This is a genomic window from Acetobacterium bakii (genome assembly GCF_001263355.1).
In the GTDB taxonomy this organism is placed as follows: Bacteria; Bacillota; Clostridia; order Eubacteriales; family Eubacteriaceae; genus Acetobacterium; species Acetobacterium bakii.
The window spans coordinates 26035-44806 of record NZ_LGYO01000007.1 but is presented as its reverse complement, the minus strand read 5'-3'; the positions used below and the strand labels follow the sequence as shown (position 1 = coordinate 44806).

The 18772-nt window shown below is 42.6% G+C and carries 20 protein-coding genes; 13 read left to right on the top strand and 7 right to left on the bottom strand.

Annotated features, from left to right (window positions below; translation table 11 throughout):
* Positions 1 to 127 precede the first annotated feature (127 nt).
* From AKG39_RS02570 to AKG39_RS02560, 3 genes are read left to right on the top strand one after another with little or no spacing between them, the layout of a single operon-like run.
* On the top strand, positions 128 to 832 hold the full coding sequence (locus AKG39_RS02570) for an AzlC family ABC transporter permease (RefSeq protein WP_050738794.1): 705 nt from the start codon (positions 128 to 130) through the stop codon (positions 830 to 832).
* Positions 829 to 1164, top strand: coding sequence for a branched-chain amino acid transporter permease (locus AKG39_RS02565; protein WP_050738793.1), 336 nt, complete (start codon positions 829 to 831; stop codon positions 1162 to 1164). The genes AKG39_RS02570 and AKG39_RS02565 overlap by 4 nt, the downstream gene beginning before the upstream one ends.
* Positions 1165 to 1204: 40 nt before the next feature.
* On the top strand, positions 1205 to 2026 hold the full coding sequence (locus AKG39_RS02560) for a MerR family transcriptional regulator (protein ID WP_050738792.1): 822 nt from the start codon (positions 1205 to 1207) through the stop codon (positions 2024 to 2026).
* Positions 2027 to 2063: 37 nt separating this feature from the next.
* Here the strand turns inward: AKG39_RS02560 and AKG39_RS02555 are convergent, their stop codons facing one another.
* Complete coding sequence (locus AKG39_RS02555) at positions 2064 to 2405, bottom strand: DUF3784 domain-containing protein (RefSeq protein ID WP_050738791.1); 342 nt, start codon at positions 2403 to 2405, stop codon at positions 2064 to 2066.
* A 133-nt stretch (positions 2406 to 2538) separates the two neighbouring features.
* Between AKG39_RS02555 and AKG39_RS02550 the strand changes: the two genes are divergently transcribed.
* Positions 2539 to 3015, top strand: coding sequence for an SAM-dependent methyltransferase (locus AKG39_RS02550; RefSeq protein WP_050738790.1), 477 nt, complete (start codon positions 2539 to 2541; stop codon positions 3013 to 3015).
* A gap of 108 nt (positions 3016 to 3123) precedes the next feature.
* Here AKG39_RS02550 and trmB read toward each other — a convergent pair whose 3' ends face one another.
* Entirely contained in the window at positions 3124 to 3777 is a 654-nt protein-coding gene (gene trmB / locus AKG39_RS02545; protein WP_050738789.1) for a tRNA (guanosine(46)-N7)-methyltransferase TrmB, read from the bottom strand.
* 120 nt (positions 3778 to 3897) lie between these two features.
* Entirely contained in the window at positions 3898 to 4794 is an 897-nt protein-coding gene (locus AKG39_RS02540) for an SPL family radical SAM protein (protein WP_050738788.1), read from the bottom strand.
* Between the two features lie 239 nt (positions 4795 to 5033).
* Between AKG39_RS02540 and AKG39_RS02535 the strand changes: the two genes are divergently transcribed.
* Positions 5034 to 6182 carry a transglutaminase domain-containing protein gene (locus tag AKG39_RS02535; RefSeq protein ID WP_050738787.1) on the top strand — a complete coding sequence of 383 codons (1149 nt, stop codon included), beginning with the start codon at positions 5034 to 5036 and terminating at the stop codon, positions 6180 to 6182.
* 185 nt (positions 6183 to 6367) lie between these two features.
* Here AKG39_RS02535 and AKG39_RS02530 read toward each other — a convergent pair whose 3' ends face one another.
* Genes AKG39_RS02530 through thrC form a run of 3 tightly spaced genes read right to left on the bottom strand, consistent with a single transcriptional unit; the run spans position 6368 to position 9195 of the window.
* A complete protein-coding gene (locus AKG39_RS02530) occupies positions 6368 to 6802 on the bottom strand; it encodes an ACT domain-containing protein (protein WP_050738786.1) in 435 nt (144 codons plus the stop codon).
* Between the two features lie 4 nt (positions 6803 to 6806).
* Complete coding sequence (gene thrB / locus AKG39_RS02525; protein ID WP_050738785.1) at positions 6807 to 7697, bottom strand: homoserine kinase; 891 nt, start codon at positions 7695 to 7697, stop codon at positions 6807 to 6809.
* Positions 7690 to 9195, bottom strand: coding sequence for a threonine synthase (gene thrC, locus AKG39_RS02520; RefSeq protein WP_083439383.1), 1506 nt, complete (start codon positions 9193 to 9195; stop codon positions 7690 to 7692). The genes thrB and thrC overlap by 8 nt, the downstream gene beginning before the upstream one ends.
* 137 nt (positions 9196 to 9332) lie before the next feature.
* Here thrC and AKG39_RS02515 point away from each other — a divergent pair, with 137 nt between their 5' ends.
* The 7 genes from AKG39_RS02515 (at position 9333) to AKG39_RS02485 (ending at position 16591) form a co-directional block, all read left to right on the top strand.
* Complete coding sequence (locus tag AKG39_RS02515; RefSeq protein ID WP_050738784.1) at positions 9333 to 10589, top strand: homoserine dehydrogenase; 1257 nt, start codon at positions 9333 to 9335, stop codon at positions 10587 to 10589.
* 19 nt (positions 10590 to 10608) lie between these two features.
* Positions 10609 to 11817: an aspartate kinase gene (locus tag AKG39_RS02510; RefSeq protein ID WP_050738783.1), complete on the top strand. Its 1209-nt coding sequence runs from the start codon at positions 10609 to 10611 to the stop codon at positions 11815 to 11817.
* A 295-nt stretch (positions 11818 to 12112) separates the two neighbouring features.
* Complete coding sequence (locus AKG39_RS02505) at positions 12113 to 12361, top strand: AbrB/MazE/SpoVT family DNA-binding domain-containing protein (RefSeq protein WP_201780237.1); 249 nt, start codon at positions 12113 to 12115, stop codon at positions 12359 to 12361.
* On the top strand, positions 12355 to 12687 hold the full coding sequence (locus AKG39_RS02500) for a type II toxin-antitoxin system PemK/MazF family toxin (protein ID WP_050738782.1): 333 nt from the start codon (positions 12355 to 12357) through the stop codon (positions 12685 to 12687). The genes AKG39_RS02505 and AKG39_RS02500 overlap by 7 nt, the downstream gene beginning before the upstream one ends.
* A gap of 263 nt (positions 12688 to 12950) precedes the next feature.
* Positions 12951 to 14612, top strand: coding sequence for a GspE/PulE family protein (locus AKG39_RS02495; RefSeq protein WP_050738781.1), 1662 nt, complete (start codon positions 12951 to 12953; stop codon positions 14610 to 14612).
* Positions 14600 to 15847 carry a type II secretion system F family protein gene (locus tag AKG39_RS02490; RefSeq protein ID WP_083439382.1) on the top strand — a complete coding sequence of 416 codons (1248 nt, stop codon included), beginning with the start codon at positions 14600 to 14602 and terminating at the stop codon, positions 15845 to 15847. Before AKG39_RS02495 ends, AKG39_RS02490 begins: the two co-directional genes overlap by 13 nt.
* Before the next feature lie 78 nt (positions 15848 to 15925).
* Positions 15926 to 16591, top strand: coding sequence for a putative ABC transporter permease (locus AKG39_RS02485; RefSeq protein WP_050738779.1), 666 nt, complete (start codon positions 15926 to 15928; stop codon positions 16589 to 16591).
* A 298-nt stretch (positions 16592 to 16889) separates the two neighbouring features.
* On the opposite strand, the gene AKG39_RS02480 is transcribed toward AKG39_RS02485, so the two are convergent.
* The gene (locus tag AKG39_RS02480; RefSeq protein WP_050738778.1) at positions 16890 to 17189 is read right to left on the bottom strand and encodes a hypothetical protein; all 300 of its coding nucleotides are present in this window, start codon (positions 17187 to 17189) and stop codon (positions 16890 to 16892) included.
* Positions 17190 to 17547: 358 nt separating this feature from the next.
* Here AKG39_RS02480 and AKG39_RS02475 point away from each other — a divergent pair, with 358 nt between their 5' ends.
* The gene (locus AKG39_RS02475; protein ID WP_050738937.1) at positions 17548 to 18738 is read left to right on the top strand and encodes an FprA family A-type flavoprotein; all 1191 of its coding nucleotides are present in this window, start codon (positions 17548 to 17550) and stop codon (positions 18736 to 18738) included.
* Positions 18739 to 18772 lie beyond the last annotated feature (34 nt).

Genomic DNA, 18772 nt, shown 5'->3' with positions numbered 1-18772 from the left:
ACCAGTATACCCTATTTTAAAGAGGTTGCAAGAGAAAATTTACAATGAAAAGGTTTAGCATAAAAAAATATGTTATAATATCCGGGTATATTAAGAAAAATTAAGGAAACGGAGAAAAATTAGGATCATGACAAAAGAAACACTCAAATATGCATTTCTTCAAACCTTACCGGTTTTATTTGGATACCTTTTTATGGGAATCGCCTTTGGGATTCTGCTGGAGCGGGCCGGGTATAATTTTATATGGGCATTTTTTATTAGCAGTATTGTCTATGCCGGCTCCATGCAATTTGTGCTGATTGGACTTTTGGGCGGGGGAATGGGCCTATTCTCGATGATTTTATTAACTCTATCTGTTCAAAGCCGACATATTTTTTACGGTCTTTCCTTCATTGAAAAATTTAAGGTCATGGGGAAAGCCGGCTGGTATATGATCTTTTCATTAACCGATGAAACCTATTCGCTGTTATGCGGCATGAAAATTCCAAAAGAATTAAACGAGAAAAAAGTTTTTTTCACGGTGGCTGCTCTGGATCAGAGCTACTGGATTGCGGGTTGCACACTGGGGGCCATTCTGGGCGGTTTCATCGGCTTTGATACCACCGGAATTGATTTTGCCATGACTGCCTTGTTTGTGGTGATTTTTATCGAGCAATGGTATGGCTTTCAATCCCATATCCCGGCAATGGTGGGTATAGCTTGTGGTTTGGCGGCCCTGATTATCTTTGGGGCCAACGCTTTTATTTTACCGGCCCTGATTGCATCGGTGTGTTTATTATTGGTTTTTAAAAACAGTATCAAACAAGGCGAAAGTCAGGAGGTCTGCCAATGAATCCGGAATTTTCAACCCCACTGCTGGTTGTTTTGATTGTTGCATTGTGTACCTTTGCCACCCGCTTTCTGCCCTTTGCCCTTTTTGGCGGCGGCAAGGAAGTTCCTGCCATTGTCAAATCATTGGGTGTGCTGCTGCCACCGGCGGTGATTGCCATTTTAGTGGTTTACTGTCTTAAGGGTGTTAATTTTATGATACCTCCCAATGGTTTTCCGGAATTTATTGCCATCGGCATCGTGGCCTTTCTGCATATCTGGAAACGCAACAACCTCCTGAGCATCGGCGGCGGCACCGTTGCCTATATGCTGCTGGTGCAAATGGTATTTGTATAAGTTAAGCTCCAATGGATTTTAGGCATGAAAGGGGTTTGCTATGTTTAAGATAGGTGAGTTTTCAAAATTGACCCAGGTTTCCATCCGGATGCTTCGCTATTATGATGAAACCGGTCTGTTTAAGCCAGCCACTACAGACTGCTTCACTGGATATCGGCTCTATTCGGTTACGCAAATTCCGATGCTTCATAAAATTATTTTTTTAAGGGATCTCGGCTATACGGTGTCAGAGATCAAAATCGCGCTGGATCATTGGACCGGGGATTTTATTGCCGATCAGTTAAAAAGCAAGCGAACAGAAGTGCAGCATTCCATTGAACAGGAGACGGAAAAGCTGAGAAAAATCGAAGCGGCGTTGGAAAATATCAAAAAAGATGAGATTGCCATTCGCTATGATTTTATCATCAAACAGATTCCCACTTATTCCGTGATTTCTCTGCGGCGGGTGCTTCCAAATTATTTTTGTGAAGAGATGCTCTGGAGAGAGCTTGGCCAATGGTCTCAAAAGGAAAACATCGCGTTGCCTTCAAACGGTCAATGCTTTGCAATTTACCATGACAATGAGTTTAAAGAAAAAGATGTGGATGTGGAAGTCTGCATAGTTGTAAATGTTAAGAAAAAAACTGAAGGAACACTTTGTTTCAGAGAAACAGAGGCGGTTGAAATGATGGCCTGCACCATGGTTTATGGGCCTTATGAAAATATATCCGGAGTCTTTCGCTCTTTCGCCTACTGGCTCACCGAACACTCCGGGTTTAAAATGTCGGGAAAAAACCGACAAATTTGCCATCGGGGCCCCTGGAATGAAGAAAATCCGGCTCACTACCTGACCGAAATTCAGATTGAACTGGAAAAAGTGTGAGTGAAAAAATATGAAATTAATATAAATCAAAGTGGTGTTATTTCAGATAACGATCAAAAGCTTTGTCAATATCGAAATGGACTTCTTTTAAAAAGAGAAACAACCAAAGGACTGAAGCAGCGATAGCAAAATAGAAACTGATGAAATGAGAAAGAATTGCCCCGGCTAATAAGATGATTGTCCATAAAAAAAATTGATTGCGCATATCTTTGCTCATCTGCTGGGTGTCATATTTTGCACGGAGTTCTTTGGGTAATGTGTTGAAGCCACTAATAAGGATAGCAGCTTTTTCTTTTAATAGTGTAAAAATAAGTGCCAACAATACATAAATGATTGCCGAGACAAGACAAAAGAGAGCCCATATATCATTTGTAGCCATAAGTATGCCTCCATAAAAAAAAATTGAAACCAATAGCGCGATCCGGTTATGTTTTTTAGTTGACTCTCACATGGTGTCAGGGTCTATGATAAAGGTGTAAAAAAATTGATGATACAATTATGGAGGTAAACAAATGAAACAAGGTTACATAAAACCAATTGGCACCATTCATGTTCAGGGTGAGAATATCTTTATTGAACTGGAAGAAGCCTATCGTGAAGGGCTTGAAGGACTGGATGGATTTTCTCACATCAATGTTTTCTGGTGGTTCAGTGAGTTTGATAACGAAGAGGCAAGGAAGGTTCTCTCTGGACTCCAACCCTACAAGCAGGCCCCGGAAGTGATGGGGGTATTTGCCACCCGATCTCCGCTTCGGCCAAACCCTGTTGCCTTAACAGTGGTTGCGGTGATTGACATCGATTATCAAAAGGGCATCATCCAAATTCCATACATTGATGCCAACGATGGCACCCCAGTCATTGACCTTAAACCCTATACCCCCAGTCTGGATCGGGTTGAAAACCCTATTGTGCCGGATTGGTGCGATCATTGGCCCAAAAGCGTTGAAAAATCCGGGACCTTTAACTGGGAAAATGAGTTTAACTTCTAAAGATTAAAACAGAAGGATAAAAAAGGCAAGACATAGTCTTCATGAATACCGGGTCGAGAATAAAGGCACGGCATTATTCTCGGGATAAGACTGGATAATGAAGCATTTTTATAAGGCAGCGATTAAAAACTTAATCTTAATGCCCTGGGCGGCATACATTTTTTCGTGTTCGGTTTCGATATTTCCGGGATAATCCGAAGCGTGGAGATCAGGAATCAGGGTTTTAATGGTGAAACCGGATTCTTTAAAATAAGCAATGGAATCTTCAAACAAAGCATCGCTGTCGGTTTTAAAATGAATTTCCCCATTTTTGCTTAATAGCGCCTGATATTTTCGAAGCTGCTTCGGATGGGTCAGGCGTTTTTTTTGATGCTTTCGCAATGGCCAGGGGTTGCAGAAATTGATGTAAATGCGTTCGACCCCATCTTCAGGGGCCAGCAGCATATCAATGCGTTCAATATCCCAGGACATGAGCTGAATGTTGTCAATGGGTTGATCCTTTTTAGCGTAGACGGTCTGAATATTTCGGTTGGCCCAGCCCAGAACGCCGTCAATTAAGTCGATGGTGAGGTAATTGATGCAGGGATTCTGACTGCCCAGCTCAGCCATAAAGGTGCCTTTTCCGCAGCCAACCTCCATATGAAGGGGATGGTTGTTTTTAAATACCTGTTGCCACTGTCCCCGGTGTTCTAAAGGATTAGCCTGGAAAAATCCACAGGCTTCCAATTCCGGCCGGGCCCAGGGCTTAGATCGTATGTGCATGGTAATGATGCTCCTTTTATTTCTTGGTTTTTCGTTAATTAAATTGTAACATACTTTGGGAGTTCATGTGATGAAATAGTCAGCGGGTAAAACTAGGTTAAGGATAATATGGTTTTTGGTTCAGACAAATGAAATCTGTTCTTCGGGTGCTACCCATGGTGTTAAGCGTTCCTTCATCGGTTTGCTATAGCTGTTGGACAAACCAAATGACTTTCGCAAGGGGTTCAATCGTCCATAAAGTTCATCCTTATAGTCTTTGGATGCCCCGCCCTTTTGGTATAGCGCACGCAGGGCATCGTATTTTTCAGGGAAGGCCGTTTTGATAAAATCAAAGAAGGCCGACCGGGTGGCACCTCTTAAATAAAGGGCGCCGGGAAGCACATAGTGGACATTTGCCTCTTTTGCGGCTTCAAATAAATCTCCAAGAGTGGCGGAATCGTCGGTCAGGTAGGGGATAATAGGCATGAGGTGATGGCCGATCGAGGCATTGGTTTTACTAAAAGCTCTGAGCATATTAAAGCGGGCCTGGCTGGTTGCCGCCCCCGGTTCTATTTTTTTACGGATTTTCTCATCCATGGTGGTCACCGTGGCGGCAACATTAATATAGGTGATTCGGGATAACGTATCAATGAGATCATAATCCCTCAGAATCAAATCCGACTTGGTGGAAATGATGGCCGGGGTTTTATACTTAATCAGCAGTTTTAAGATTTCCGGCATTAGCTGATAGTGAGCTTCGGCAGGCTGATAGCTATCGGTGACGCCGCCGATATTAATGATATCACCCTTCCAGTCCGGTGAACGAAGCTGTTTTTCAAGGGCTTCGACAATATTGGTTTTTATATAAATGTCATTTGAAAAATCAGCAAGACCGGTGTAACCATGGGTGCCCATGGCATAACAGTATTGACAGCCGTGGCTGCAACCGCGAAAAATATTTAGGTCCCAGCCATAGGGAATTTTTCGTTTTAATTGATTGAGGGCAGCGGTGCAGGTGATGGGATGATACTGAGTCATTAGAATCTCCTTTAAACCTTAATTTTCTTCCAGGTAATTACGAAATGTTAAAAAATCGAACAAGGGTAGCTTTGTAATTTCAGCTTGATTTTCTTTAGTATAATTTATTAAGATAGGCTTTGTCCACTAAATTAGGTTTCAAAAGGCTTCTGCCATTGTTTTCTTGCATTAAGGAAGCAATGATGGTAATCTTTTAAAAGATAGACAATCCACAAAAATAAAGGGGGTGAGGTTTTAGCATGCGTGGCGATAAAAAAGCAATCAATATCATTTTGGCAATCATCGGCTTTGTCCTTGTTTTTGGTTTGCTTGTGATCGGCAGTGTTACGGTTATTGAATATTACAATGGCTTAAACAAAATAGATTTTCACATGGCGCCCAAAGAGTCAGACCAACAAGAGGTCCCGCCGGAAAGCAGCATGGGAAACTTCGACTATTACTTCGCCTTAAATGACAATGAAAAAAAGGCTTATGATCAGGTCAGTGAGATGCTCGATAATTTTAAAACCAAGGCTGATGTTGCTGATATTTCCCAGGAAGAAATGGACCATGTTCTCATTGCGGTTCAAAATGATCATCCTGAATATTTTTGGGTAGGGGATTTTTCCTACTTTGGCAGTGAGAAAACAAACAGCGTTAATGAAGTGAGAGTGAAATATCCCTATGATGAAGCAGAAAAAAAACAGAGACAGGCAGAAATTGATGCTGAATATGAAAATTTTACAATGAATCTTACCCCTGGTATGGATGAATATCAAAAGGTTAAATATGTTTATGAATATGTCATTAAAAATACCCGGTATGCATCAGATCCCCTGGATGACCAGAATATATACAGCGTTTTTGGAAAAAACGAGTCAGTATGCGCAGGGTATGCCAAGTCGACCCAGTATCTCTTAAAGCGGATGGGGATGGATGCTTCCTATGTCACCGGTGTGGTGGCAGGACAGGAAGCTCATGCATGGAACATCGTGCGGATTGATGGGGAATACTATTATTTAGACACCACCTGGGGTGAACTTGATAACGAAAGCAGTTCAGAACCTGAAAAAAATATTACCTATGATTTCTTTTGTGTGACAACCGAGGATTTATTAAAGACCCATACCATCGATGAGTCCATTGTTCAGTATCCGGCATTCACCGCCACCAAGGCCAACTATTTTGTGAAAGAGAATAAGATATTTGACCTCAATACCCGAGCCGACCGGGACCGGCTGACTGCAGACCTTAGAACGGCTATTAATAACCAAGAGAAATATTACCATTTCAAGCTTGCTGATCCCGAAACCCTTGAAACCGCCGCCGGTTTGATTGGCGACGAGCTGGGTTCATTTAGCTGGTATCAGGGAGAAAATAAATTATCAAATACAGTTGTTCTTTATTAAATTACTTTGTCGATAAAAACGTCCCGGGGACAATGGTAAATCGTTGTCGGCGGCATGATCGGACAGGCTAGCCTGTTCGCCATGATGCCGACAACTGATGTTACGATTGTCCCCAGGACTTACTTTTGATTGGAGATTAACAATTGGTCGGTACGGTAGCTTTTGACAGGGCGGAGGCCCTTTTTTTATTCCATGGCAATGAGGTGGACGCTGTGAACCCCTTCGAGATTATCGAGCATGGCAATGAGTTCATCAATGCTGATCAGAAGATCTTTGCTGTCCAGGGTCACAATGACAATGGCGGCATGGTTAATGGGAATGTCCTGGTGGATGGTGATAATCGAGGTCTGGTGTTCTCTGAAAATATTCAGAATCTTTGACAGGATTCCCTGGCGGTCGTCGAGCTTAAAGGAAAGCGTGAATTTGCGCCCGTAATTTTCCGAGGGGGTGAAAATATAATCCTTATATTTGTAGTAGGTGCTTCGACTGATGCCGACTTTTTTGACGGCATCACTGACGGATTTGCATTGGGAAGATTCCATCAGGGTCCGGGCTTCCACCACCTTGGTGTAATAGTCCGGTAAAATTTTTTTGTTTACAATCAGATAATCCTTAATCAATAAACTAACCTCCCAAAATTTGGACGCCCTTATTATCGGGGGTCAATGTTAATAGCTGCCATCCCGGCATTTTTTGTGTTAGGTAGTGGGCCATTTCATGTTTGAATTCGGGATTGTTAACCGAATTGATGGCCAGAATAGTGGGGCCGGCACCGCTGATACAGGTATTGAGGCACCCCAGATCCCTAGCTTTGCGGGTGATGCTGTCGTAATGGGCAATGAGTTTTTTTCGATAGGGCTGATGCAGACGGTCCCGCATTGAAGCCTTTAAAACCTCTTCAGAGCCATTGGTCAGGGCCAAATAGGTCATGGTTGCCCGGGGCAGGTTATGGACGGCATCGCTGAAACTGACTTTCTTGGGCAGGACCTGCCGGGCATCCGCAGTGGACAGGTTGAAATCCGGTACCAGCGCGTAAAATTCATAACAGGGGTGAACTGGGTTTTTGATGTAAATATTCTTGTCATGATCCTTCATGGACACCACCAGCCCACCAAAAAGGGCCGGAGCGACATTGTCCGGATGGCCTTCCATGATCACAGCCATATCAAAAAGCGCTTCGGTGGTCAGTTGGTACCCGGACAGGGCGTTGGCGCCCACCAGACCTCCAACGATACAGGTCGCCGAGCTGCCCAGGCCCCGACTAATGGGGATATTCACCGCACTGTGGATATACAGGCCTTTGGGATGATAATGGATGGCCTTAAAAACCATTTGCATGGAACGGTAAACCAGGTTGGTTTCGCTTTGGTATTTATGCTCAACGCCGCGGATGGTGAGCTTGCCATCAGATTTTTCCTCAAAGCTGAAGGTGTTGTAGATGTTCAGGGCCAGACCAAAGGCATCAAAACCCGGGCCGATATTGGCGCTGGTACCGGGGACTTGAACCCTAAGCATGGTTTTTCTCCTGATCTTTCAGAAAATCGACAACCGCCTTGGACATATCGGTTTTATGGCATTGGACACTGTGCCGATTTTCCTTTTTATCCAAATCTCTCAGAGGGGCGGGAATCTGGGTATTTGTTTTCTGAGCCAGACAGTCTAATAGGGAGTAATCATCCAGGTCTGAAGCTCCGAAAATGCTTTCGTAAACCGCACGCCCGAATTTATAGGGACTGGCGGTGGAAACGATGACGGTTTTAGTGATATCGCCGGTTTCCTTTAGGTAATCGTTATAGACCTTATTGGCAACACCGGTGTGGGGATCCATCAGATAATGGGTTTTCTCAAAAATATCTTTTATGGACTCGGCGGTTTCAAGCTCATCTGCAGCACCGGCATAAAAGAGCTGGGTTTTTTCCATCAGTGTCTTGGAAGCCTGGTAGCTGCCCTGGGTATTAAGCTGTTTCATTAAACTGCTGACGGCTTCGGAATCTTCATTGGAAAGATCGTACAACAGGCGTTCCAGATTACTGGAAATTAAGATATCCATGGAGGGTGACGAGGTTTTATAAAATTCCCGGTTGCGGTCATAGGTGCCGGTTTCAAAAAAGTCGGTCAGAACCTTGTTGGCATTGGATGCACAAATGAGCTTGTGAATGGGAAGGCCCAGTTGTTTGGCATAATAACCGGCCAGGATATTTCCGAAATTCCCGGTGGGTACCACAAAATTAATTTCTTCGCCATCGACAATTTCGCCGCGGTTTAAGAGCTCGTAATAACTGTAAAAATAATAAACCACCTGGGGCAGCAAGCGGCCGATATTAATGGAATTAGCAGATGAAAAAAGCACGTTGGATTTGGCTAATTTCTGGCCTAATTCCACATCGTTGAGGATTTCCTTGACCCCGTTTTGGGTATCGTCGAAATTTCCCGAAATCCCAACCACACAGGTATTGTCACCGATCTGGGTGAGCATCTGTTTCTCCTGGATGGTGCTGACCCCATCCTTGGGATAAAAGACGATGATACTGATATCATCAACATTGGCAAAGCCCTCCAGCGCCGCTTTCCCGGTATCTCCGGAAGTGGCGGTGAGAATGAGAATTTTGTTGTGGCTGTTGACATTTTTGATGGACTCCACCATAAAATATGGTAAAATGGTCAAAGCCATATCCTTGAAAGCACAGGTAGGACCGTGGAAAAGCTCGAGAAAATAGCGATCCTCGACTTTTTTTAGGTTAACGGGTTCCTTTTCTTCAAATTTCCCCGAATAGTAGGCATTTTGAATGGCATCGGCGATTTGCTTTTCGCTGAAATCATCCAGGAAAGCAGTGAAGATCACCTGGGCCAATTCGCCGTAGTTTTTTTTGCTGAGTTTGGTTTGATCCAGTTGGATGTTGTGAATAAAATTAGGGACGAAAAGTCCGCCGTCAGGAGCTAATCCTCGTAGGATTCCCTGGGATGCAGTAACAGTGATGTCTTTGGATCGTGTGCTGTTGTAGCCTTTTTTCATGATTTCCTCCAAATTTGGTTGGTGTTGGAAAATTTCTTCCAAACTGGGTATTGAATATCCCATAAGTCTATGATAAAATGTTTTCCAGGAAAACACAAGTGTTTTTAAAATAAATACATATGCGAGGTGACTTTTTAGTGAATATAGCACTTTTAGGCTTCGGAACCATTGGTTCCGGGGTTTATGAACTCATAAATCTCAATAAGGGAAAATTTGGCAGTAATTTTACTGACCTGGAATCCCGGAAATCATCACCGGTGATCACTAAGGTTTTGGAACGTGATATTACCAAGGATCTCGGCGATTCGGTAGGAGTCGTTGTCACAGATCCCAAAGAAATATTGGAAGATGACAGTATCGGTCTGGTCATTGCCCTGATGGGCGGCATGGACTTTGAATACGAAATGATTAAGGCTTGCCTCAAGGCTGGAAAGCATGTGGTCACTGCCAACAAGGCAGTTATTTCCGAATATTTTGCTGAGCTGCTGACTTTGGCCGAGGAAAACGGGGTGGTTCTTCGCTACGAGGCATCCGTTGGTGGTGGGATTCCCATCATTGGCAGCCTAAAAGAAGAAATGAAAATTAATCGCGTCACTGAGATTAAGGGGATTCTAAACGGGACCACTAACTTCATCCTGTCAAAAATGACTGAAGAAGGCGCCGGTTTCGCAGAAACACTGGCACTGGCTCAATCCATCGGTTTTGCAGAAGCCGATCCCACCGCAGATGTTGAAGGCTATGATGTTTCCCGGAAGCTGTCGATTTTGTCATCCATGGCTTATGAAGGCATCATCCGTGATGAAGATGTCTATAAACGGGGCATCACCGATATCCGTGCAGTTGACATCGAAATGACCAGCAGTCTGGGTTATGTGGTTAAATATCTGGGCCACTCCATTCTTGATGGCAAATGTGATGTTTATACTACCGTGGAACCGGTATTGTTTAAAGAAGTGTCAATGATGAGCAATGTCAACAGTGAATTTAATATTATTTCTATTACCGGGGATATTATTGGGGAACTTCAATTTTACGGTAAGGGCGCTGGAAAAGATGCCACTGCCAATGCTGTGGTCGGGGATGCGCTTTATATTCTCAATATTGTTGGGGAAGAGAACCTGCCCAGACCGCTTCGGCTGAACCGAAATCTTAATAAGATGGGAACAGGTCTTTTCAAGGGGAAATATTATCTCCGGGCTAATATTGACGCTGAGGAAAATCTGGATCAGGTGCTAACCGCTGTGGAAACCGTGGCATCACGAAAAACCGTGATTGTTAACGGCAATAGTGTTTATGTAGTCACCAGCCCCATTGCAGCCAGTGATTTTAACGAAATGGCAGAAAAACTCAGGGAAAGTGTCCCGGAAATTTTTTATGCCCGTATCTACGAATAGGAAAGAGTGACGAGGGTATATGCAAGATCTAATTGTACAGAAATATGGCGGCAGCAGTGTCGCCGATGTAGAAAGAATAAGGCGGGTAGCCGGCCGGATTATTGAGACAAAGGAAAAAGGAAAAAAAGTAGTGGTGGTGGTTTCCGCCATGGGCGATACCACTGACGACTTAGTCAGTCTAGCCAAACGGATTAATGAACACCCTCCCCACCGGGAAATGGATATGCTCCTTGCTACTGGAGAACAGATATCGATATCGTTGCTGGCCATGGCCATTCAGTCGATGGGACACGACGTGGTGAGTCTCACTGGAGCACAATGCGGGATCAACACCTCTAATGTCCATAAACGGGCCCGGATTAATGATATTGATACCAATCGCATGGAAAAGGAACTGGCGGCAGGAAGAATTATCATTGTTGCGGGTTTTCAGGGTATCAATGAAAATAATGATATTACCACCCTGGGGCGAGGGGGCTCCGACACCTCAGCCGTGGCTTTGGCAGTTGCTTTAGAAGCCGAGCTTTGCGAAATCTACACGGATGTGGATGGTGTATACACCGCTGACCCCCGGATTGTCACAAATGCCTCAAAGATTGACGAAATCTCCTATGAAGAGATTTTGGAAATGGCCAGTACCGGAGCTAAGGTTTTACACCCCCGGTCGGTTGAAATGGCGGAAAAATTCAAAGTGCCTTTAGTGGTGCGATCAAGCTATAATCATAACGAAGGAACCATTATTAAGGAGGATGTTATTATGGAAAAAGTATTAGTTCGAGGGGTATCCCTGGATGAAAATATTGCTAAAATTTCGATTTTTGAAGTGCCGGATCAACCGGGGATTGCGTTTCGTTTATTCAGCGCCCTGGCCAAGGCCAATATCCATGTGGATATGATTGTGCAAAATGTGAACCGCACCGCGGTCAATGATATTTCATTTACCGTTGATGTGGAAGAGCTTCAGGAAGCCGTAACCGTTGCTCAAAAATTTGCCTTTGAGGTGAATGCCCAAAAGGTTGAATATGACCAGGGAGTGGCAAAGCTTTCAGTTATCGGCACCGGGATTGTTGCCAATGCCGAGATTGCCTCTAAATTCTTTGAAGCCCTATTTGAATTGGGCATCAACATCCAGACCATCAGTACCTCGGAAATTAAGATTTCCTGTCTGATTGATAAAGAACGTGGCAAAGAAGCCATGGTCCATATTCACAAAAAATTTGATATGTAATTAATCACAGCCCCTGAGACCGTTTAACACCAACGGTCTCGGGGGCTTTTTTATTCTGGATTTCTTGTTTTGCCCCCTTTTTTACCCTGTATAGATTTTTCATGCATTGCATAATAATTCACTGTGCAGGGTATCGATTTTTTCGGGATCGGGATCTGCTTCATATTCTACAATTTTTGTCCTCATGTTCAACCCACTGTTGCGGTTGAACTGACCCATTCGATATAATAAGGGTATTGATTTATTTCTACGAATGGGATGTACTATGGATATACAAAGCTAAGGAGTGATAAAAATGCAAACAACAATTGTAAAATGGGGCAATTCACAAGGTATTCGGCTGCCGAAACATATCTTGAATCGTGTAAATTTGTCAGATCGGGATGAAGTCGAAGTATATGTCGATGGAGATAATATTATTATAAAAAAATGCTGCAAAGACGGAAAACATAAGACCATCGAAGAACGCTTCGCTGGGTTTAAAGACGAATATGAACCGACTGAAATAGATTGGGGAAAACCCGAGGGCAAAGAAATATGGTAAAGCAAGGCGACAGCATCAAATTGAACTTTAATCTGCAGAGTGTCCATGAACAGGCTGGCTTTCGTCCAGCAGTGGTTATCAGTAATGATTTTTTTAATGAAAAAGTGAATATGACTATCGTTTGTCCGATTACTAATGCCAACCGTTCATTTCCGTTGCACATCCTGCTTGATAATCGAACAAAGACAACAGGTTTTGTACTGTGTGAACATATTAAATCGATTGATTTAGAAGCACGATCCTACAACTATGTCGAACGTATACCACAAGATTTGCTGGACGAAATTATATCGACGGTTTTTTCAGAAATTGAAAAGCCGGAGTAATGAGTTTATTGTTCAACAAGGTATTGAGATTAAGATAGTCGAAAAAGGCGCTCCAGCTCCTGGGTCTATTGATGGGGCTTTTAAAGAAAAATAAATAACTAAGTATAGAGGTGGCGATTTTAGGCCACCTTTACGTTTTCGTCATCAAAAATTTCATGATCACTTGAAAAATCAATACAAGTAAGGCATTTTTTTATAGAAATTTCTTATTAAATCAGTTATACTTCAATTAGCTTTACTTAGTGGAGGCGTATGGAGACGTGATGAAAGAAAATAAATCTGTTTTGGAAATGCTTTTAAAAAATCAGGAAATCACCCATCAGCATATCAGCAGCAGAATCCCAAAAGCCGAAAAAACAGGGGTTTCTGTGCTGGATCTATTATTGAAGGATCAGGTAATCACCCCTGAAAAACTGCTATTGGTTTTCCATAATGAATGGGGATTTGAAGTCTATGATCCCAGCAGAGATCGGATGGATCCAAAATTACTTTCGTTATTTACCCGGAAACAGGCTCAGGAGCTAATAATTTTTCCATTAAATGAATCGGATAACGGAATTTTGGTTCTGCTCATGGCGGATCCAACCGATGAAGAAGCCATTCGGAGTTTGCAGCAACTGGTAAAAAAGCGATTCAAAATACTGGTGGCGGAAAAGCAGTGCATCCAGAAGCTTATCCATAAATATTACACTGAGAATCAAATTGCCGATAAACAAGAGGTTTACAGGATTGCAAAAGACCATGGTTTTAGTGAAGAACCTTTAATTGTAACCTTGGTGAACAAAATTATAGATGAGGGCGTTTCCAGGGGTGCCAGTGATATCCATATTGAGGCGTATTCCGAAAGAATTCAAATTCGATTGCGGATTGATGGGGTGTTGCACCCCATGATGCATCTTGACGAAGACACTTTTCACGGTCTGATCACCCGGCTTAAAATTTTGGCAGAGTGCGATATTGCCGAACACCGAGTGCCCCAGGATGGTGCCTTTACAACTCATTTTGAAGGGCGCCAGATTGATGTCCGACTATCTATTTTGCCAACTATTCACGGCGAAAAAATGGTGCTCAGATTGCTGGATCAACAAAAGTTTCTGATGCGGATTGAAGATTTGGGGTTTTCAAAAGAGCAAAAGTCTTTAATAAATGAAATCATGGCGTCCCCTCATGGGATGATTCTGGGTTCAGGACCTACCGGAAGTGGAAAAACTACCACCCTCTATAGCCTGCTTAATACCATTAATTCTGAAACACAAAATATTGTTACGATTGAAGACCCCGTGGAATTTCAATTGGGGGGGATTAATCAGGTTCAGGTGAATGAAAAAACAGGGCTCACCTTTGCCCTGGGATTGCGTTCTATTTTACGACAGGACCCCAATGTTATTATGGTCGGAGAAATCCGTGATGAAGAAACCGCAGGGATTGCTGTACGTGCGGCCATTACCGGGCACCTGGTTTTATCAACCATTCATACGAATAATGCCATCTCCACCATTACCCGACTCATGGACATGAAGGTTCCTTTATATCTATTGTCCTCGGCCATTAGAGGGGTGATTTCACAAAAATTGATTAAAAAGCTTTGCCCAAACTGTCGAAAGGAAGGGTTAGCCACCATGGAAGAAAAAAACATTCTGGGCGTTTTGGATGAAAACCTGATGCTTTATTATCCGGTCGGGTGTTCATTTTGCAGTGGCACTGGATATCAGGGGCGTATGGCCGTTCAGGAAGTGTTAAAGATGACAAGAGGCATCCGGGAAGCCATTGGTCAGGGAATGAATTATGATGCCATTCGAAAAATTGCTTTAGTAGAAGGTCTTATTCCCATTGAGGAATCCCTTAAACAGATTATTCTGGAAGGAAAAACTTCTCTGGCGGAGGGTTTCGAAATTTTGGTATTTGAAAATGAATGGCATCAGTAGAGGTCCTGATGATTAAGACATTTGCATATAAGGCCAAGAATGCCAAAGGAGAAAACACCAATGGTGTTCTTCAGGCCTCAACACAGCAAGAGGCGGCGGTAGTTTTGCACAATCGTAACCTGGTGGTTTTGGAAATCACAGAAGAAAATAGGGTGAAGCTGTTTTTGAACAAAAACCTGAATTTTCGTCTGGGACATGTGAAAACAAAAGAATTTAGCCGATTCTGTAGAAAATTTCATATTATTCTCAGTGCCGGGGTCCCGATTGCCCGGTGTTTGGAGTTGCTCAAGGATCAAACTCGGGACACCGGATTTGCTCGGGATCTATCAGCGGTGTGTCAGGGGATTCGCGCTGGAGAAGGTCTTTCCCAGGCCATGGCTGCTTATCCAAAATCATTTCCAACCCTATTTCTTTTTATGGTGGAAGCCGGTGAAAGAAGCGGGAATCTGTGTGAAATTCTCATGGAAATGGCCGATCATTATGAAAATCAGGAGAAAAATCATCGTCAGATGCAGCAGGTTTTTTTCTATCCAATCATTCTGGTATTGGTGTCAGTATTAGTGGTTGTTTTTCTGCTTACTAACGTTTTACCAACCTTTGTGGGAATGTTTAAGGCCATGGATGCTCCGCTTCCGGAGCCAACCCGGATTCTTTTGGGAATGAGCCAAACACTTATTGCCGATTGGCCGATGATGCTGTTGTTAATGGTCGCTTTTCTTTTGCTTCTTAGGTTTGTATTGGAGATCCCCAGGGTTGCTTTATTTAAAGATTTTCTAAAGATTAAACTGCCGGGGATAGGTGGTTTAAATAAAAAGTGCTGTTTGGTGATTCTATCAAAAACCATGGCCCTGCTTCTAAAAAGTGGGATGGATCTTTTATCAGTGCTGGATCGTCTGGATGGGATTACAGAAAATCAATTTATCAAAAGAGAGGTAAGAAAGCTTGTGAAAAAAGTTTCAAGCGGTTCAAGCTTGACCCAGGCCATGGAAGAAAGCCTGGTATTCCCAATTTTTTATTCCCAGTTGGTCAGCATTGGCGAGACCTCTGGATCGTTGCCTGAAGTTTTAGGAAAAATTGCCTTGATTTATGATGATGAGGTAAAAAACAGCATAAAATTCATAAGTACCGCTGTAGAACCTTTGATTCTACTGATTTTAGGCGGAGCCGTGCTCTTTATTCTGGCGGCCATCATGCTGCCGGTGTTTGATATCTATACAGCATACTCAGGGATGTAAGGGAAACAGGATTAAAACAGGAGAGGATCAATCGTTGGCATCCGGTATAGACAGTGTTTTCATTTAAGAGGAGAAAAGATGGCGAAAAAAAACGGAAAATCATTTGCTGCAGGCATTGATTTCTACAAATTGTTTTGGGTTTTTATGATCGGTTGCGTTTTAGGGGTGGTGGTTGAAAGTTTATTTTGTTTAGTTACCCATGGTTACATTCAAAGTCGGCAAGGAGTCATTTATGGGCCTTTTAATCCGGTTTATGGATTTGGTGCGGTGGCGTTGACGCTGGTGCTCCATCCTCTGGAAAAGAAGCGATGGTATATTATTTTTATTCTGAGTATGATCCTGGGCGGCGGTTTTGAGTTCATCAGCAGTTATGTTCAGCAGTTTACAACCGGAACGATTTCCTGGCAATATCATGAGTCGCCATTTAATCTGGCCGGGCGAACCAGTTTGCAATATTCATTTTACTGGGGCTTTTTAGGGCTTCTTTGGGTACAGGAAATCTACCCATTTATATCAAAACTGATTGAAAAAATCCCTAAAAAAGTCGGAGTTCCGCTGACCTGGGTGCTGGTTGTTTTTATGGTGCTAAACATGAGTGTATCAGCCTTGGCAGTCAACCGCTGGAACGAAAGAATTAATAATATCCCGGCAACCGGAACGGTTCAGGAAATTTTGGATTCGGTCTATCCGGACAGCTTTTTGCAACAGATTTACCCCAATATGGTCCATGTGGGCCACCCTTAAAAACAAGCCTCCCGTACCGACAAATGTTAATCAGTTGTATGCTTCAATTCGTACAGTCTAAGGACTGTTCGCCTTGATGCACACAACACGATGTAACAATTGTCGGTACTGCGTTAGTGTTTAAAAATAAAAAAAGTAAGTCCTGGGGACAATCGTAACATCAGTTGTCGGCATCATGGCGAACAGGCCAGAGCCTGTCCGATCATGCAGCCGACAACGATTTACCATTGTCCCCAGGACGATTTGCAAATAAAAAATGGCTGCCTCGCAATGAGACAGCCATTTTTAAATGTGATGCTTAGCCGTTGTTTTTGCGGCCGGATAAAATAGCATGACATTCATTGTAGTATAAATTTTTAGCGTCATTAATGGAAAACTCGTCAAAAAGCCCATAAAGGTTTAGTGCTAGGTTTTGAATTGTCTCTTTATCAAGGTTTGTCATTTGGCAGGCCTTAAGAAAATAACCCATACAGGCCTCTTTGGTCCAGTCATCGCCGCCTAAAAACATGCGGCGTAATTCGGCCTTGATTTCTTTTTCACTCCAAGTTGAGCTTGCATCTAAATTCTCCGTTGTCGTAACATCATCTTTTTCAATCATTCAACCAGCTCCCTTCGGTACAAGATAGGTATCAAAATTATTATAGCACAGGCTTTTAGGAAGGGTTACCAAATTACAGGGTAAAATTCTGCGAAAATGTCCGTTATTTTTTATTGTCTAAGATTTGAAAAAAGTACTGGATTTTTTAAATGTAATCGGTTATAATGAGCCCATGGTGTGAAAACGTTTTAATTTCCTTTCTTAATTTTCTAAAAAAGAGGTACCTCGGTACCTCTTTTTTACGTTTGCATATCATCATAATAATAGTGATTCTTGATTATCTTATTTTTTACTCTTGAAAAATTTCATGAAAAAGGTTATATTTAACTGTAACAAAACTATTGAAAGTGGTGATGAAATGAATGCAGTAAAAATTAAAGATGATGTTTTCTGGGTTGGGGTCAATGATTATCAAACCACATTGTTTGAAGGGTTATGGCCCATAGATCAGGAAGGCATTTCCTATAATGCATACTTAATCAATGATGAAAAAGTGGCTATTATTGATACCGTTAAATCAATTAAACAGGATGAATATATAGAGAAAATCAAATCGATCATTGGGGATAAAAAGGTTGATTATCTGGTGATGAATCATATGGAACCCGATCATTCCAGCGGAATTGAAGAATTATTATCCGTATATCCGGATATGATTATCGTCGGGAATAAAAAAACATTTCCCATGCTGAAAAATTTTTATAACATTGAAGGAAATGTTCTCGAAGTTGGGGAAGGGGATACCCTTAGTCTGGGAAAACATACCCTTCAGTTTTTCATGACACCGATGGTTCATTGGCCAGAGTCCATGGTAACCTATGATACAACCGATAAAATTCTGTTCTCAATGGATATTTTTGGGAGTTATAAGGCGCCCGTTGGCAGTATCTTCGATGATGAAAATGATCTGGCCTCTTTTGAAGACCCAATCAGACGTTATTATGCAACGATCGTCGGGAAAGTGGCCGGACAGGCAATGAAAGCGTTAGACAAGCTTTGTGGAATAGAGATTGGCACAATATGTCCATCGCACGGGTTGGTTTGGCGTTCAAATCCCGGGCACATCCTTGATCGATACGTTAAAATGAGTAGAAAAGAAACGGTTCCGGGAGTCGTCATAGCCTACGGTTCAATGTACGGATGTACTCAGAAATCAGCGGAAACTCTGGCCATTGCCTTAAAGGATAACGGCGTTAAAGAAGTTGTATTGTATGATGTATCAAAAACCGATATTTCGTTTATTGTTTCAGATATCTGGAAATATAAGGGCTTGCTAATGGGAGCACCAGCTTACTATGGCAAAATTTTCCCTAAAATGGCAAATCTTTTGTATAAATTAACAGAAATAAAAGTGGATAATCATAAGGTGGGATTTTTTACCGACTTCAGCTGGAGTGGCGGCGCGGAAAAGAATTTCAATGCTTTTATTGAAGAAGCAAAGGTTGATGTGATCAGTGACATGGTCATGGTAAAAGGACGGCCAGATGAAAATGATGTTTTAGCCCTGAACGAATTAGCCAAAAAGATGGCAGAAGAAATGGCTAATTAGCGAAGAAAAAGCGAAAACAGAGGAGGAGAACCGA